This is a genomic window from Larkinella sp., from assembly GCF_965227735.1.
Classification (GTDB): domain Bacteria; phylum Bacteroidota; class Bacteroidia; order Cytophagales; family Spirosomataceae; genus Larkinella.
In genome coordinates this window covers 2752510-2769071 of sequence record NZ_OZ245776.1, presented here as the reverse complement: position 1 = coordinate 2769071, position 16562 = coordinate 2752510, and the positions used below count along the sequence as shown (strand labels likewise).

Sequence of the window (16562 nt, the reverse complement as noted above, 5' to 3'; positions counted from 1 at the left end):
TTGGGGTTAAAAACTACCCAGATACCGGCGTTGTTTCAAAATAGGTGCCACGACGGTGTTGGCCAGGTTGACCGCATCGGCGGAGGATTTTCCCAACTCGATGCGCACCGTCACCACGGTATTCGACCGGCCGTCGGGCGTTGGGGCGAAAAAGACGTACCAGCCGTCATTTTCCTGAACACCCTGCACAATCCGCTCGGGCGTACCGGTTTTGCCCGCCACCCGGGCCAGGCTGATCTTGCTGCGCCCCGCCGGGTTCGACTGTTCGATCATGAATTCTTTCAATTGCCCGGCGTAATCGGTATTCCGGGCCACGGGTTTTCCGGTCCCAATCGGCTGGGGTTGTCCCGCTTTGGCCACCACATAGCGCGAAGGCTGCAAAACGCCTTTGTTGGCAATCGCTCCGGCCATCCGGGCCAGGGCTGCGGGTGTGGTACTCAGTTGTCCCTGCCCCCAGGCCAGTCCCGAAAACTCACCGCGGTACCGTCTCGGATACTGCAAACTTTGGTAGAGTTTCCGACGAACGACAAACGAAGAATCGCGCCAGTGCTGTCGAATCTGAACGCGCTCGGCCTCCGTGTGCGTATCCGAAAACGAGTAGCCGCCGATGTAATCGACATTCATCCCGGTGGCTAAATACAGATCGGCCAGTTCTTTATCCAGTGCCTGATCGTTCGCCAGCCGGATAAAATAGACGTTGCTCGACCGGACAATGGCCTTCCGCATATCGACGGATTCCCCGCAGGGCTCCGACTCCCGCTCGCCCCGCCGGATGATCTCCTGGCACGAAATGGAATACCGAACAGCCGAAGCCGACGACCCCAGTTTGTTAAAAGCCGCCATCGCCGTCAGAATTTTGGCCGTCGAACCGGGGGCAGTCGGAAAGGTCATTCCCAAATCCCGTTCCGTTACCAGATACGGCAGTTGCAGCCGCTCCCGATCCGACAGCAGCATGGCTTCCGGGGTTTTCAGATTGGGTAAGGGGTGCATGGCCGACGCCAAAACATCGCCCGAAGCCGCATCCAATACCACCACCGAAAGCCGCTTGTCCCGGTATTCGGACTGGGCCAATGACTTTTGCAATGCCACCTGAAGATCTGCATCGACGCTCAGAAACAAATCCCGGTTTTTGGCTTGTCGGCTGGCCACTTCCCGGCTATCGACCCCGGCCCGTAAAGCCGGTGCCAGTTCCCCGTAATCGTAAACCGACAGCGTCCGCGTTTGCTCAACCGTCGGACTGAAGCGGTCGGCCCGGTAGTTAGTGGCTACGAGGTTGGTTTTGCGGGGGCGGCTGTTGAAACCGCGCAACTCGCTGAAGTGGGTGGCTTCGGCATAATATCCGTTGCTTTGGCCCCAGAACAGTTGCGTGTTGAGATCACCCGTCCAGAAAAACAGGTGTTCGCCGAAGGGATAATACCGTTGCAACCGCTTCTGGCTCATGGCTTTCACCTGATCCGGTTCCAGCCCGCTTTTTTTCAGCCGGTTCAATTGCCGGTTAACCCGCTCCGGCGAACTGGTAGCCAGCACCAGCCCTTTCCGGTCGTAAATGGTGCCCGAAGCCAGCACGCGCGTCAGCCGCTCGATGCGGGGATTGTAGCTGTAGATGGGGTCGCCGTTGCGGGTGATGACCCGGGCAGGCCGGACAATATACTCGTTTCCGCGCCAGCCCACAATCGGCAACAACCGGCCAATCAAAACCGCTACGCCCAGCAGAAAACCGGCAATACCGGCCATCAGCACCACATCGTAGTTTTTTTCCAGGTATTCGCGTTGCTCGGCCTGGCCGGGCCGGTGCGCCACGCTGAACACAATGCCCATCGCCATGAGGTTGATGATGAGCGAAATTTTTCCGTAACTCAGAAACGGTACACTAATTCCGGTCAGGGGCAGTAGCCCGATGGAGCCGCTGGCAATGATCAGAAACTGCACACCCGTTGCGATGGCGATACCGGCTACCAGAAAGAAGCTGAACGGCTGACCCGCCCGGCGGGCGTGCAGGAAGGTTCGGTGCAGCAGAAGGCCCATGAGCAGAAATACCGCAATGACCCCTAAGCCACCCAACTCTTCGCCGACACTGGGCAGAATCATGTCGGTGTGGGCGGCTGGCATCGCATTCGCAAAGCCTTTGCCCAGCCCCTGTCCCGTCCAGCCGCCCGACGCCAGTGTCCAGAAACTATGGGCCAGGTGATCACCGCCGTACACGTCGTTGTTCCAGGGACTTAGCCAGATCGCTTTGCGGTCGGCCAGGCGGCTCCCCACAAAAGGCAACTGATCGCCAAACGCAAACATTGCGATCACCATCAGCAGCAGAACCGGAGCTTCCGTCAGCAAAGCGGCCCAACCCAGGGCGGTTTTGGAACGGGCCTCTCCCCGCCAGAACAAATACCCCATCAGCACCACCAGACTGAGAAGGGTGGCGATCCAGCCCGGCAACAACCACAGGGCAATGCCATAGCCGATCCCCGTGGCGAGTGTCAGCGGCAGGTTGCCACGCGCAATGCTGTAAAACAGCAAAAATGTAAAGCAGACGACCAGCGCGGGCCCCATGTCGCCCAGCAGGAGGTAGAGTAGCATGAGTAAACCGGCACTGGCCAGTGCACCAAAGCTCACCGCAAACCGCCAGCGTAAATCCGGGAGTTGCCGGATCTGTTGTTCATTCGCAGCAAAAAAACCGGCGAAGAAGACCAACAGCAGGTATTTGGTGATTTCGCTGGGTTGAAACGTCAGTCCCAAAACCGACAGGTTTACGCGGACGCCACTGCCTTCAGGCCCCGAACCGACGAACAAGGTCAGGGCCGCCAGACCGAGGGCGAGTACCAGCCACGTCCAGCCCGATAAACTGACGGAAGACCGGTTGTAAAACGTAAACAGCCAATCGAAACGCCAGTCTGCATACAGGCGACCGATGTTGATCTGGGACACGATGAGCAGGCCGAACAGCCCAGCCGCCACGCCCTGCAAGGTTTGCCAGGCGTATAACGTATCCTGCAACGGGTCCTGAATGGCTAAGAGCGTCAGGACGGAAATGCCGGTGAGCAGCATGAGAACCGACAGCAGTAGCGGATCGGGGTAAAACCGCCGGAGCGTCCAGACGCCCTGCACGGCCCAGAAAGCCCCGATAAACAGCCCGACGATGACCCAGAATTGTACGGTAAAAGCCGTTGGCGTGCGAACGATGAAAGCATGATCCGACTTCAGTTGGCCGTAAACGACGGAGCCAATCAACCGCAGTTGGTGGGGACGGGCCGTAAAGGTGTAGGACTGATCGCTGGTCAGTTGGCTCGTTCCCCGGCGGCTGCCGAATTCAAAACCGGGTTTCAGGGCGACGACGCTGTAGCCTAGATCCGTCGTCAGGCCGGTGAACGAAAACCGCCCCCCGGCATCGGTGCGGGCGTAGGTGAACTGGTTGGGAAGCGTGTCGGGCTGGGCGGTGGCGGGGTGGCGTCTGAGTTGCATCAGCACATTCGCCACTGGTTGCTCCGTTTCCGTGAGCACCACCTGCCCCGAAATGGTGGCTGTTCCGCTCCCCGCGCTAACGGTGGCCGGATACGGTTTCGGATTATTGAGTTCGCGAACGTACAGAACAGAGTCGAAGCCCATTTGCTGGCGGGACAGTTGCAGACGGTTTTGAAAATCCGCTCCGCCAATCCGGCTGCGCCACGCCACCGGCGCCCGGATCGAAAACTGCCGTTTGTTGATGGCTCCCAGGTTGTCGGGCGAACCGTTGAGGGCCAGTTTAGCCGCCAGAGAATCGGCCACCAGCGTCCGGTCGGCCGGAACGCTGTAGTAATTACCGCTGTTGAGTAAACGCTGGATCGGTGCGGATTTCAAACCGGGTTGCAGCGTGATGGCCTGCCCGTTGGCGAGGGCTTCTTTGGCCTGATTCAAACCGGGAGCCAGGTTGATGTAAAGACGCACAAACAGCAGAAGCAGCATGACCGATGCTCCCAGTAAATACAAACGACCAGACGATACAGACGTACCTTTCATGCAATGGGTTGAGTGGTTAATTTCCCGTCTTTGTGGTGTCAACGACGGTTTTCGATGAATCCGGGGGCGATGCCGGGACGGCCGGAATTTCGGGTTCCGTTGTGGTTGCCGGACTGCTGTCCGATCGGGTCGAATCGGTTGTGCTTTCGATAAAGCCCTCCGATGGCGTTGTAGCTGTATCCTCGACCATTTCGCCTTGTGTTTCCGACGCGCTGGAGTCGGTTTCCATCCGCGTCGAATCCGGTGCCGTTGTTGTGTTGACGTTGGTTTCCTTCGCCTGGTACGTATAAAAAACCGCCAAGCCGATCAGAATAACGACCAGGATGCCCAGGCCGATGTACCAGCCGGTCTGGCGGTTCGTGGGCTCTTCTTCCGGCTCTTCGGGTAGCTCCAGTTGCGGCAGTGGTTCGGAAGCCACCAACGTGCGCGACGAAACCGGACCCCGGCGATCGTTCGACCTGCCGACCTGCAACTGCTCCACATTTGCCTGGCCGAACAGCAACACCAGCTCGTTGACATCACTCAGCCGTTCCGCCGGTTTTTTGGTAAGCATCCAGTCGAGGAGTGTGTTGAGGCTGGGGGGCATGAACTGACCCGTTGGCAGCACCAAAGCAGGCGGGGGCGTGCGCAACACCTGCCCCATAAAGGTGGCGATACCGGCGTTATCGGCCATCGAAAAAGGCACCCGGCCCGAGAGACATTCGTATAACACGACGCCCAGCGAATAGTAGTCCGTCGCCACATCCACACCCCGGGGGTTGTCGAACTGCTCGGGCGATGCGTATTCGTACGTCATCAGCGACTGTCCCGTCATGGTTTGCGACTGTTCACGCAGCCGGGCCACGCCAAAATCCGTCAGCAAAAAATGCAGTTCGCCACTGGGCAGGAGCCGAAAAAGGATGTTCTCCGGTTTGATATCACGGTGGATAATGCCCTGTGGGTGAATCGCTTTGAAGGCTTCGGCCATTTGCAGACCCAGCCGGATGACGGTCGGTATTTCCAGATGTCCTTTCTCCGCCAGAAGCGTCCGCAGGTTGCCGCCCTCGATCCATTCCATGACGATGAACGGCATGGGCATGTCGAGTTGGACTTCCCGGACGCGCACCACGTTCGGGTGTCGAATGTCGGTCATCAACTGCGATTCGAGCCGAAACCGCCGGAGCGTTTCGGCGTCGGTGTTGAGGGTAAAATGTTTAATCGCCACCAGATCACCCGTTGCCAGGTGACGGGCCTTCAGAACGCGGGCGTTCGAGCGGCCCAGTTCGCCGATAATTTCATAACCCGGAAAATGCGTATTGACGCTTACGGTTGGCATGAGTCGATTAAAGTAACGAGTCGGTTTTGACGGGCATGGTCCGCATTAGAGAATCCAGATTTCCGGGCAAATCATACTTCAAGATCCTGCAACTGATTCGAATGCCCCGGTCACTGTCCGGAGCCGTCCGAACGGGGGATGAATTGGGTTTTACGTTCATGAAAAACATCTTCTCGGTTTTATACAGACCGCCTTTCTCCTTAAAATAACTCACCTGAACCGCCACCGCCGGAAAGGGAATGGCACTGGGATTGTTGAGTTGAATCTGCGCTTTTTTGATTCCGCCGAAAAAACCGACTTTAAAATCCAGGGGTTCTACGGTCAGGGTTTTTCCGGCCGCCAGAACCTGCGCCCGGAACTGTTCCCGTCGCCGGGCTTCTTCCGCCAGTCGCAGGCTTACTGTGTCCTCTTCCTGTTCCAGGTCTTCCGGCACATCGGTCCCCGCAGTCTGATCTCTTGACGTATTATTAGTATCGTTTGGGGCCAGCACACTGGCGATGGGTTTCGCTCCAAAATCGGTAAGAACATAGTATAGCCCTGCTCCGCCCGCCAGCATCACCAGCACGAGAGCCGCCAGTTTCAAACGCCTGCCCGACGACTTGCTTTGAGTCGGTTTAGCCGGTTCGGGTTTGACAACAACCGGATCGGGTGCAGGAGCCCTGGCTGCTTCGGGGTCTGGCTTCGCCGGATTTTGCTGAGTAACTCTGGGTAATGGGGCGGTTTTAGGGCTGGTTCGACCGGCCTGCAAATAATTCAGTTCGGCCCGTTTCAGCAACCAGGTCAGTTCATCCGGATCGTTCAGGCGTTCACTGGCTTTCTTTTTCAATAAGCCCTCCAGAAGCTCCGCGAACAGGCCCACGGTTTGGTCCTGGCTGGTCACGGTCAGGGCGGGTGGTGCTTCGGTCAGCACTTTATTCATAAACGTCACGATACCCGAATCATCATCGAGTGCAAACGGGACGCTTCCGTGCAGGCATTCGTACAGAACGACGCCCAGCGAATAATAATCTGTGGCCGTTCCGACGCCTTTCGGGTCGTTGAACTGCTCGGGCGATGCGTATTCGTACGTCATCAGCGACTGCCCCGTCAGCGTACTCGATTGTTCGTGGAGCCGCGCAATCCCGAAATCCGTCAGCAAAAAATGCAGTTCACCACTGGGCAAGGGCCGGAAAAGGATATTCTCCGGTTTCACATCCCGGTGAATGATGCCTTGGGGATGAATCGCTTTGAAGGCACTGGCCATTTGTAGCCCCAGCCGGATGGTGGTCGATACGTCGATGCGGTTCTGGCCGGTAATGAGCTGTTTTAAGCTTCCGCCCTCGATCAGTTCCATCACGATGTAGGGCAGTTCGGCTTCCAGTTGCACCTCCCGAACCTTCACCACATTGGGATGGGCGATGCTGGTCATGATGGCCGATTCGCGCTGAAACCGCCGGAGCGTTTCGGCATCGGTGTTGAGGGCAAAGTGCTTGATCGCCACCAGATCGCCCGTAGCCAGGTGACGCGCCTTGAGAATCCGGGCGTTGCTGCGGCCCAATTCACTCAGCACTTCGTAGCCGGGAAACCGTGTATCAAACCGGGTGGTAGACATCAGCGAGGGAGCGTTTTGGATGAATCAGTCTGGTTCTGCAAGGTAACCACAATAACGGCATCGCGGAAAGTTTCCTGTCCGATAACGGCCTGAACGGGCTGGCTCACGTTGCGAAAAGAGACCTTCGACAGATGAAGCTTCGTTCCGGGACTGGTTTCGATCCCGGTCTTGAAACCGCTAATGACCAGGTTTTGAAGTGCCACCGGCCCCGAACGGGTGATCCGTAACGCGAGCTGCGCCTGGGCCGTATCGGCGGGTACAAAAACCGTTAGCCCGGTTGCGCCCACAATGCTTTGCAGCGAGTCGGTGAGCAGCAGGGGCTTCGTGAGCCGAACCGTATCTACGGGCAGCGTCAGCCGGTGATCACTGCTGCGATAGGCCGTTTGCAACAGCGAATCAAAGCGCGAAACCGTTGGCGCGATAGCCTGCGTCGAATCAGCCGGATCGCTGACCGTCGGCGGCTGGTTGGAAACCAGCGGATCGGATTGGCTGGGACCCTGGTTTTGATACCACACCAGTCCCGCAATGGTTCCCGCCAGCACCAGCCCGATCAGAATCCAGAAACCCGTCAGTCCCCGTTTAGCCGGTTCGGTCTTGCTCGAAGTTGGCTTGGGACTATCAACCGGAGTCGGTTTGGAAACCGGTTTGGGCAACACCGTTGGATCGGCGGCAGTGGCAACCACCGGCTGCGGGCTGGCTGGCGTTGTGTTCCGGGCCAGAACGACGGTGATGTTGTCGTTACCGCCCTGTTTATTGGCAAGCCGGATCAACTCGGACACCTGTTTTTCAAGGGAAAGGTTCTGGTCCAGAACGCCCTGAATCTGGGCCTGGGTAATCATGTCGGTCAGGCCATCGCTGCACAGCAGCAGAAAATCGCCCGGCAGAAAGTCCGTTTCACCGGATTCCAGGAAGTCCGGATCATCGACCCGGTGTGCCATCGAGCCCACTTCGCGCAGAATTTCGTTCCGTCGCGGGTGTTGCATGGCTTCGGCTTCCGTCAGTTCGTTGGCATCCTCCCGAACGCCCACCATCGAGTGATCACGGGTGAGTTTTTCGAGGACGCCCCGGCGGTACCGGTACAAGCGGGTGTCACCGACATGCACAAAATACAGTTTTTGGGTACGGCTATCGGCCACTGCCGTCGTCAACACACAACACATCTGCGCCAGTTGGAGGTTCTGCTCGCGCTGCGTATTGATCTGGTTGTTGGCAAACACGACGGCTTCGCGCAGCATCGATAGCGGGTCACCGTTGGGCGTCGCCATATACTGTTCGATCGATTCCTTGGCAATGGCCGCAGCCCGGTCGCCCCCGGCATAGCCGCCCACGCCGTCGATGGCGGCCAGCAGCGCGCTGGATTCGGACCAGATCGTTGCGCAGATGAACGTATCCTGGTTATTTTTTCGGCGTTGGCCTACATCGGTTTGACCGGCAATGAGAAACGGATTCATTTAGCAGGGGAAACGTGGCGAAATAAACAGTTCTACTGAATAGAACCGCTGGCAGCGCATTCTGTTGGCTTTATCGGGGTAAATCCTGAAAATGCCGGACCACCAGGATGATTACAAACAGCAGCAGCAACACGACAAACAGCGCATCAATCATGGCGTTGAAAGGTTAAAGTGACCATGCTATTGAGCAGAATCTGAGCCTGATCCGGCAGCGCGTACCACTGCGGACTGGCGGGTTCGCTACGCGGAATAAGCTGTTCGTTCACCCGGGTTTCGTTGCGGCTGAACGATGCAATCTGAAAAGCCTGCATCTCGTCGTTGTAGCGAATCCGGGCGTGCGGGTTCGACACATAAGCCGATTCGAGCAAAAGATAATTGGGAAAATGCTGGTTGTCCGGCTCTTTTCGCGCCACCACGATTTCACGGTCGCGCATCAGGTACGAATCCTCCTTGTTCAATTCCGCAATGTAGTGATTGATCTGGGCCAGCCCGGCCCCCAGACTGCGGGGCAATCCCGGCGCGTGACGGGTCGCGGGGGCTCCGGCCGGTGGTCGTGCGGTGGTCGGTGCCGGCGTCGAAAACGTAAACTTTACCACAAACGCCCCCGGTTCCCGAAAGTCGATGTGCTGGAAGGTGTTCGGGTCGATGTCCACTTTCTCAAACCGGTTGGTCTGTTTGACCCGGCGCGTGACGTGAATCCGGTCTGGCAATTGCGCCGGGTCGTTTCCGGGCAGAATACCGGTCAGGGCACCCACCACTTTGACATCCGTTGGCGTAACCGGTTCTCCGCCAAATTCACGGCCGCCCCCAAACTTAAAGAACCAGTTGGCGGCCACCGGCACCACGCGTTCGTAGTTGGCTTTCTCCGACTCAATAAAAGTCGTAAACGCGTTCACCGCTTCGTTGACAATCACCGGGAACGCATTCTGGCGTGCTTCGTAAGTGTCGGGATGCAGAATGATCAAAAAATGCGCATTGAAAAGCATGCTTTTTCCGACGGATTCCCGCGGCACGGAATCCTGAAACGACGCCACCAGCTCGTTCAGAATGCGCGTATTGGAAACGGTAGCAACCGGAGTGGTTTTGGGCTGACTGGAGGACGGCACCAGGAGATTCCCTAATTTATTAAGCCAGTTGCTGGGCTGATCTGCCATGAATGAATTCCGTTAGGATGGTATTGTCTCTTTAACGCTGAATGTAAAAGATTTCTTTTGATGGATCAAGAAGTTCCTGCGTCCGGTTGGGAGTAGGTTACACCGGTTCCAGCCCTTTTCCGTTCAGATTCATAGTTTTTACAAAATAAGTCTGATATTTGATGCCCGGCTTTCTACTCGAACTCGAAGAGGTAGAGCCGGTTTTATAAACCCCGATACCTTCTAAACGTTCGTATGAAACAATTCTTTCTCTCCGCCGTCCTGCTGGGGATGCTCGTCGGCTGTAATAACTCCCAAAAACAACAAGAATCGTCAACCATGTCGGATAGTACAAGCACAGCGGCTGCTGATTCAGCCAGCGGTTTGCCTGATCGCTCGCGTTTTCAGAAAGACGTTGAAGGAAAACAGGCTGATTTATTCGTTTTGACCAATGCCAGTGGAATGAAAGTCGCCATTACGAACTACGGCGGCCGCATTGTCAGCATTCTGGTGCCGGATAAAACCGGTAAACTGCTGGATGTAAACCTGGGTCACAGCAGCATTGATGACTACCTGGAAAATGAATCCTTTTTCGGGACGCTGGTGGGTCGGTATGGCAACCGGATTGGCAAAGGGACGTTTACGCTCGATGGCAAAACGTATCAGCTCGCGACCAACAACGGCCCTAATTCGCTGCACGGCGGCAAGAAAGGCTTCAACGCCAAAATGTGGGATGCCACGCCGGTGGGAACCAACGGCCTGAAACTGCACTACGTTTCGCCGGATGGCGAAGAAAATTATCCGGGAACACTGACGGTCGATGTGACGTATACGTTGACCGACGATAACGGCATCAAGATTGATTATCAGGCGACTACCGACAAAAGCACGGTCGTCAACCTGACCAACCACGCTTATTTCAACCTGAACGGCGAAGGCTCCGGCTCCGTGGCCGATCATCTGGTGGAAATTAAAGCCGATCGCTACACACCGGTGGACGCGACCCTCATTCCGACGGGCGAACTGGCTCCGGTGGATGGAACGCCCTTTGATCTGCGGAAACCGGTTGCCATTGGCGAACGTCAGGATGCCGACCATCCGCAGATTAAAAATGGGGGCGGTTTCGACCATAATTTCGTGCTGAATGGCGGCCAAACCGCTGAACCACGGCTGATTGCCACGGTGACCTCGCCCAAAACCGGCATCTCGATGGATGTGCTGACCACGGAGCCGGGTGTCCAGTTTTACGGTGGTAACTTCCTGAATGGAAAGCGGATCGGCAAAAGTGGCAAACCGTACGACAAGCGGTCGGCGTTCTGTCTGGAAACCCAACACTTCCCCGATTCACCCAACCAGTCCAAGTTTCCAACGACGGTTTTGAAACCGGGTGAAACGTACAAAACCACCACGGAATACCGGTTTTCGGTGAAGTAATTACGGGTTGTTACACAGGGTTAATCAGAGGACATCAGAGTTAATCAGGGACAACTCCGATTCTCTCTGATGTTCTCTGATTAACCCTGTGTAACAACCCCCAAATCTTTCTTTATAAAACTTCTGTGCCAATTAATTATGAATCAACTTCGATTAGTGCGACGTATCATTTTTGCGGTTTTACTGAGCGGATCGTCCTTTTTAGCAACCGCGCAGCAGTGGACGCCCAAACAGGCCAACGACTGGTATAAGAGCCAGCCCTGGCTGGTGGGGAGTAATTTTATGCCCGCCAGTGCCATCAATCAACTGGAAATGTGGCAGGCCGAAAGCTTTGATCCGAAAACGATCGACAAAGAACTGGGCTATGCCGAGAAACTGGGCATGAACACGATGCGGGTTTTTTTGCACGACATGGTGTGGCGGCAGGATGCCAAAGGCTTCAAAAACCGCATCGATCAGTTTCTGGCGCTGTGTGCCAAGCACAACATCAAACCCATGCTGGTGTTGTTCGACTCGTGCTGGGACCCGCAGCCGAAACTGGGCAAACAACATGCGCCGGTGATGGGTCGGCACAATTCGGGCTGGGTGCAAGGCCCCGGCGCGGCCATTCTGAGCGATAAAAGCAAGTGGGAAGGTCTGCGGAGTTACGTGAAAGACATCGTGGGTTCGTTCCGGGCCGACAAGCGGATTCTGGCGTGGGACATTGTCAACGAACCGGATAACGATAACGCCAACAGCTACGGCCGCAACGGCAAGATCAAAACCGAATTACCCAACAAAGCCCAACTCGGCACCGAACTGGTGAAAGCCGGTTTTGGCTGGGCGCGGGAAGCCAAACCAACGCAACCCATTACGTCAGGTCCCTGGAAAGGAGATTGGTCGTCGCTCGAAAAAATGGATGACATGAACCGGTTTCTGGTTCAGAATTCCGACGTGATCACGTTCCACAACTACGGAAAACCGGATGATTTCAAAAAGCGGGTAGCGGATCTTAAGAAGTTTGGCCGACCCCTGATCTGTACGGAGTACATGGCTCGCCCGGCCGGCAGCACGTTTGAAGGCTCGCTGCCGATTGCGAAAGCCGAGAATGTGGGAATGATAAACTGGGGCTTTGTGTCCGGAAAATCGAATACCATTTATCCGTGGGACTCGTGGCAGAAGCAGTACACCGCCGAGCCGCCGGTGTGGTTCCACGATATTTTCCGTGAGAACGGTCAGCCGTATATTCCAGCCGAAACGGCTTTTATCAGGAAGATGACGGGGAAGAAGTAATGGTTTTGATGGCTAGAAATGGGTAGATGGTTAGATGGTCAAAATGCTACTAGCAATTTTTAACCATCTAACCATTCAACACTTAAAGGAATTTTAATTCTCCTGCATTTTTTCACCGGCTTTCTCTACTTTCTTGCCGGTTTTACGTTTCGCTTCGCGCGCTTTCTGCTTGGTCTCTTTGGCCGTTTCCCGAACTTCATCGCCCGCGTCGTCGGCAGCTTTGTCTATTTTCTTGCCAGCTTTTTTAGCTTTCTGTTTCGCTTCCTGCTTGGTTTCGCGGGCTTCGTCTCCTACCTCATCGGCGGCTTTTTTTACGGTTTGGCCGGCATGGTGCGCGGTCTCCTTCGCTTCCTCTTTCACTGTCTGCGCATTTGCTGTGAAACCGAATGCGGCCAGCAGAGCAACAATCCACAATTTTTTCATGATGTTGGTTGGAATTATTTTGAGTCTCTTCCTATAACCAGCGTTCGAGGGCAATTGTTGGGTAAAAACAGAAAATCCTCCTTTGCCGGGAGGATTTTCTGTTTACTCTGAATGCTAAGCGGCTGATTACTGGACGCTTGAGAAAAAGAGATACGTTTGCAGTAGATAGTCGATAACCGCCGTGCCGTGGTCTTTTCCTGGCAGCGTTTTTAGCTCTACATTCGTAGCCCCCCGTTTTCGCATGGCGTCGTAGGCATCCTGTGTATTGAAAAAGAACACCAGATTATCGGCATCACCGTGGAAAAGATACGTGGGCGTTTTAGGCTTCCAATCGTAGACATCATTGTCTTTCACCGCATTCAAAAACCCGGTTTCAGTCCCGTCGTTCACCGCTTTCTTGAAACTATCCGTGAAAATGTCACTGATGCTAACGCTGATGTTGATGTTTATGCCATTCTGGGTGGCCTGCGTCGCATACGGTTCTTTCAGGTAATAGCTCATCGGTTTGTTGAGCTTATACAAGCTGTTATACGTGAGCATCGTCCACAAATACAGGCGGTTGTAGCTGGCAATGCCGTGCGTTTTCTGGTTGATGATGTACTTCATAAAGGCCGATTTGTGGTAGGCTCCCGCGCCAATGCTGGAAGCCGTCAGCGTAAATTCGGACGGAAATTCTTCTTCGATCTTTTTCTGCAACGACATTGTGGCAAAACCGCCTTCCGAGTAGCCGGTGAGCAACAGCCGGTTATCCCATTTGATCGACTTTTGCTTGATGAATTCTTTCGCGGCCCGGATCATGTCCAGCGAGGCCGTGGCCAGCCCTTCACGGTGTTCGTAGGTGTGGGGAATGGCCTTCGATTCGCCGTAACCGATGTAGTCCGGGCAAACCATGATGTAGCCGTTGGAGGCAAAAAACGTACCGCCAAAAGCGGCATCGCTGCCCGGCCCGAAATTGGAAGGGGCATCGGCATCGTTCAGAATGGTTCCGTGTTGCTGACTGATCATCGGAACTGCCGTCGTGACGGTCGGAACAATAATTGCTCCTGACGCTTTGGTGGCGGTTCCGTCGGGCAGTTTGGTGTTGTAAACCAGTTTATACACCTTGACATCGTAGCGCAGAAAGCCCTTGATAATGCTCTGGTACTGAGCCGGAAATTGCTGGGCAATCTGCGCGCCAAGCTGATCCTTGGTGAATGAGTTAATGTCGGAACTGCTGACCAAATACACATCCGGTTGGGGCTTGGGGTCAGAACCGGTTCCGGTGGTATCACAGCCCGACAGAAGAACCGTGATGGACAGGAGAAGAGACAGCAGAAACGCCTTGCGATTAATAAGCATACGAATGAGTTGGGTCTTGAAGGGGGTAGAAAAAGGGCGTTTTCCGGGATCAGAAAACGCCTGTTTTGACAACAACGCTCCAAAGCGCTTAGTTCGTGTCGGTTAAAGCCGTTCTTCAAATAATTTCAGGATTCGCTTATACTCGTCCATCCAACTGGTAGGTTCCACAAACGCATGGTCCTCAACGGGATAGGAAGCCACTTCCCAGTTTTCTTTCCGAAGCTCGATCAGTCGCTGGGTGAGCCTGACAACATCCTGATAATGAACGTTTACGTCGACCATGCCGTGGCAGATGAGCAGATGACCTTTCAGGCCGTTGGCAAAATAGATGGGCGAACTCCGGCGGTAGGCCAGCGTGTCGGCATACGGTTCGTTCAGGATGTTGGCCGTGTAGCCGTGGTTGTAGGCCGCCCAGTCGGTTACGGGTCGCAGGGCGGCTCCGGCCGCAAACACGTCGGGCGTGGTAAACATCGCCATAAGGGTGATAAAACCGCCGTACGAACCGCCGTACAAACCGATCCGTTTGGCATCCACGCCCTGGGTTTTGACGAGCCACTGGGCCGCATCGACGTTGTCCGTTAAATCCTTGCCGCCCATGTGCCGGTAGATGCCCGTCCGCCAGTCGCGACCGTAGCCCGCACTGGCGCGGTAGTCGATGTCCAGAACCGTGTAACCCTTGTCGGCCAGCAGGTTATGAAACATGTATTCCCGAAAATACTGACTCCACCACTTGTGCGCATTTTGCAGATACCCCGCGCCATGCACAAATACCACGGCTTTTCCATTGGGTTTGGCGGGTTTATACAGCCGTCCGTAAATGGTCTGTCCATCGCGGGCCGGAATGGTTACAATGGCCGGGTCACGCCAGGGATATGTCTGAAATTCAGGCGTTAATGAAGCCGTAAGCTGAACCGGTGTCGATGCGGGCGACGGTTTTTGTTTCCCTTTGTTTAGGGTTACCAGTTCGTTTTTCATCAAAAACAACTCCCACGGTTTGTTACTGTAGGAATAGCGAATGGCCAGTTGGGTTTCGTCGGGCGAAAGCGTTACATCATTGGCACCGGTCATCGTGGTCAGTTTCACGCGTTCTCCGCCGTCGACGGCCATCCGGTAAAAATGTTGCTCGCCGGGATGAAGCTCGTTGGTGGTCAGGTAAAAGAATTTCTTATCGTTCGACAACTGAATCTGCTGCACTTCAAACTTCCCCTTGGTCAACTGCTTTTTCTCACCCGTTTCCACATTGACGGTGTATAGATGGGAATAACCGTCGGTTTCGGAAGGGAAATAGAACGTCTGGTTATCCGCCAGGAAACCGGTCATGCCCGTCAAAGGGCCAAAACCGCTGACCCACGCTTCGTCGCGCTGGCGGTCGAGGAGTTTCAACTGGCGGGTGGCGGGGTCGAGCCGCATGATCCAGCGGTCTTTGTTGTCGAAGGCGCGGATGATTACCACGGCGTATTTTCCGTCTTCCGACCAGATTGGCCCACTGATCGTCACGCTGCGATCCGCCAGTTTTTTCGTTTTTTTGACGGTATCCGTGATCACTTCGGCCGCCGATGGGCCGCGCCGGTTGCTATCGGGAACGGACGCTGGCGACGGAGCGGTTTTGGCATAATCCGGCGCATCCGTAATGCCCGGAATCGACTTGGTCGAAACTGCCTGGATCGTATCCCGCTGAATGTCATACACATAAAACTCGGAACTGGCAAACGGAGCGCCGACTTTGGTGCGGGCGGTGAGGTCTTCCGTAAAACCGGATTCCGTTACGTAGCTCGGTACGATGGCGGTTTTGGCCCCCTGCGCCGACTTCAGCAGCGAGAATGTCACAAACCGCCCGTCGGGGCTGAGCCGCTGATTCTGAACGGTTTTTCCTTCGGTATAAAACTGCTTCGGTCGTTTGGGTTGCCCGGCTTTCGTAATTTTCTCGCCCTCGTCCTTCTTCGCTTTTCGTTCTTTCAGCACATCGAACAGCGCCAGTTGGTCGCGTTTGAGCCAGGTTTCCTGCTCGTTGGTTTTGGGGTCCGGTTTTTTGGTGCCGGGGTCGAGGTTCGTAACCTGCGTCCATTCGCCGGTTGCCAGCGAAATGGTGAAAAGGTTGTTGGCCCTCGCAAAAACCACCTTTCGCTCGTCGCCACTGAATGCCGGATTGCTTTCCCGCTCAACGGTATTGGTCAGTTGCCGGACGGTTTGCCCGCCGGTTTTTCCCGGTTTGCAGTCGAGCAGAAACAGGTCGCCGTCTTTTTCGTAGAGTTTCAGCGTACGAGCGCGGTTGTAGGTTCCACCGGTAGCGGGGGGAAGATTTTGCCGTTCCGCAGCGGCCACTTTGACGGGTTTCCGGTCGCCGGTGAGGGGTATTTTATACAGCGAATCTCCTTTGGCTTTTGTCGGGTTCCAGTTGAAATAAATCGTTTTGGAATCTTCCGACCAGAAAATGCCCGATGGCGATGTCCCGATCCATCCTTTCGGGTCCTGCATGATTTTTTCGACGGTGAGCGGGGATGCAGTCGGCGTCTGGGCTATTGTCCTGACCATCAGCAGGCAACCCAATCCGATGAGTAGTGGTTTCATTGATGAATAAGAGGCTAGTACGGTTTTAAACACTGAAATTAGCGAGA

General features: G+C 55.3%; 10 protein-coding genes. 2 read left to right on the top strand and 8 right to left on the bottom strand.

Annotated features, from left to right (window positions below; genetic code table 11):
- Positions 1 to 6 precede the first annotated feature (6 nt).
- The 5 genes from ACO064_RS10720 to ACO064_RS10700 form a co-directional block, all read right to left on the bottom strand.
- A complete protein-coding gene (locus ACO064_RS10720) occupies positions 7 to 3990 on the bottom strand; it encodes an FtsW/RodA/SpoVE family cell cycle protein (protein ID WP_421827366.1) in 3984 nt (1327 codons plus the stop codon).
- 16 nt (positions 3991 to 4006) lie between these two features.
- Complete coding sequence (locus ACO064_RS10715) at positions 4007 to 5305, bottom strand: serine/threonine-protein kinase (RefSeq protein ID WP_421827365.1); 1299 nt, start codon at positions 5303 to 5305, stop codon at positions 4007 to 4009.
- A gap of 7 nt (positions 5306 to 5312) precedes the next feature.
- The gene (locus ACO064_RS10710; protein WP_421827364.1) at positions 5313 to 6896 is read right to left on the bottom strand and encodes a serine/threonine protein kinase; all 1584 of its coding nucleotides are present in this window, start codon (positions 6894 to 6896) and stop codon (positions 5313 to 5315) included.
- Complete coding sequence (locus tag ACO064_RS10705; protein ID WP_421827363.1) at positions 6896 to 8347, bottom strand: PP2C family protein-serine/threonine phosphatase; 1452 nt, start codon at positions 8345 to 8347, stop codon at positions 6896 to 6898. Before ACO064_RS10705 ends, ACO064_RS10710 begins: the two co-directional genes overlap by 1 nt.
- A gap of 146 nt (positions 8348 to 8493) precedes the next feature.
- Positions 8494 to 9501: an FHA domain-containing protein gene (locus ACO064_RS10700; RefSeq protein WP_421827362.1), complete on the bottom strand. Its 1008-nt coding sequence runs from the start codon at positions 9499 to 9501 to the stop codon at positions 8494 to 8496.
- 234 nt (positions 9502 to 9735) lie between these two features.
- Between ACO064_RS10700 and ACO064_RS10695 the strand changes: the two genes are divergently transcribed.
- Positions 9736 to 10914: an aldose epimerase family protein gene (locus ACO064_RS10695; protein ID WP_421827361.1), complete on the top strand. Its 1179-nt coding sequence runs from the start codon at positions 9736 to 9738 to the stop codon at positions 10912 to 10914.
- Positions 10915 to 11070: 156 nt separating this feature from the next.
- On the top strand, positions 11071 to 12186 hold the full coding sequence (locus ACO064_RS10690; protein WP_421827360.1) for an endo-1,4-beta-xylanase: 1116 nt from the start codon (positions 11071 to 11073) through the stop codon (positions 12184 to 12186).
- Between the two features lie 93 nt (positions 12187 to 12279).
- Here the strand turns inward: ACO064_RS10690 and ACO064_RS10685 are convergent, their stop codons facing one another.
- From ACO064_RS10685 to ACO064_RS10675, 3 genes are all read right to left on the bottom strand, one after another.
- The gene (locus ACO064_RS10685) at positions 12280 to 12609 is read right to left on the bottom strand and encodes a hypothetical protein (RefSeq protein ID WP_138994769.1); all 330 of its coding nucleotides are present in this window, start codon (positions 12607 to 12609) and stop codon (positions 12280 to 12282) included.
- Between the two features lie 126 nt (positions 12610 to 12735).
- A complete protein-coding gene (locus tag ACO064_RS10680) occupies positions 12736 to 13947 on the bottom strand; it encodes an alpha/beta hydrolase family protein (protein ID WP_421827359.1) in 1212 nt (403 codons plus the stop codon).
- Between the two features lie 102 nt (positions 13948 to 14049).
- Positions 14050 to 16515 carry a prolyl oligopeptidase family serine peptidase gene (locus tag ACO064_RS10675; RefSeq protein ID WP_421827358.1) on the bottom strand — a complete coding sequence of 822 codons (2466 nt, stop codon included), beginning with the start codon at positions 16513 to 16515 and terminating at the stop codon, positions 14050 to 14052.
- Positions 16516 to 16562: the final 47 nt, after the last annotated feature.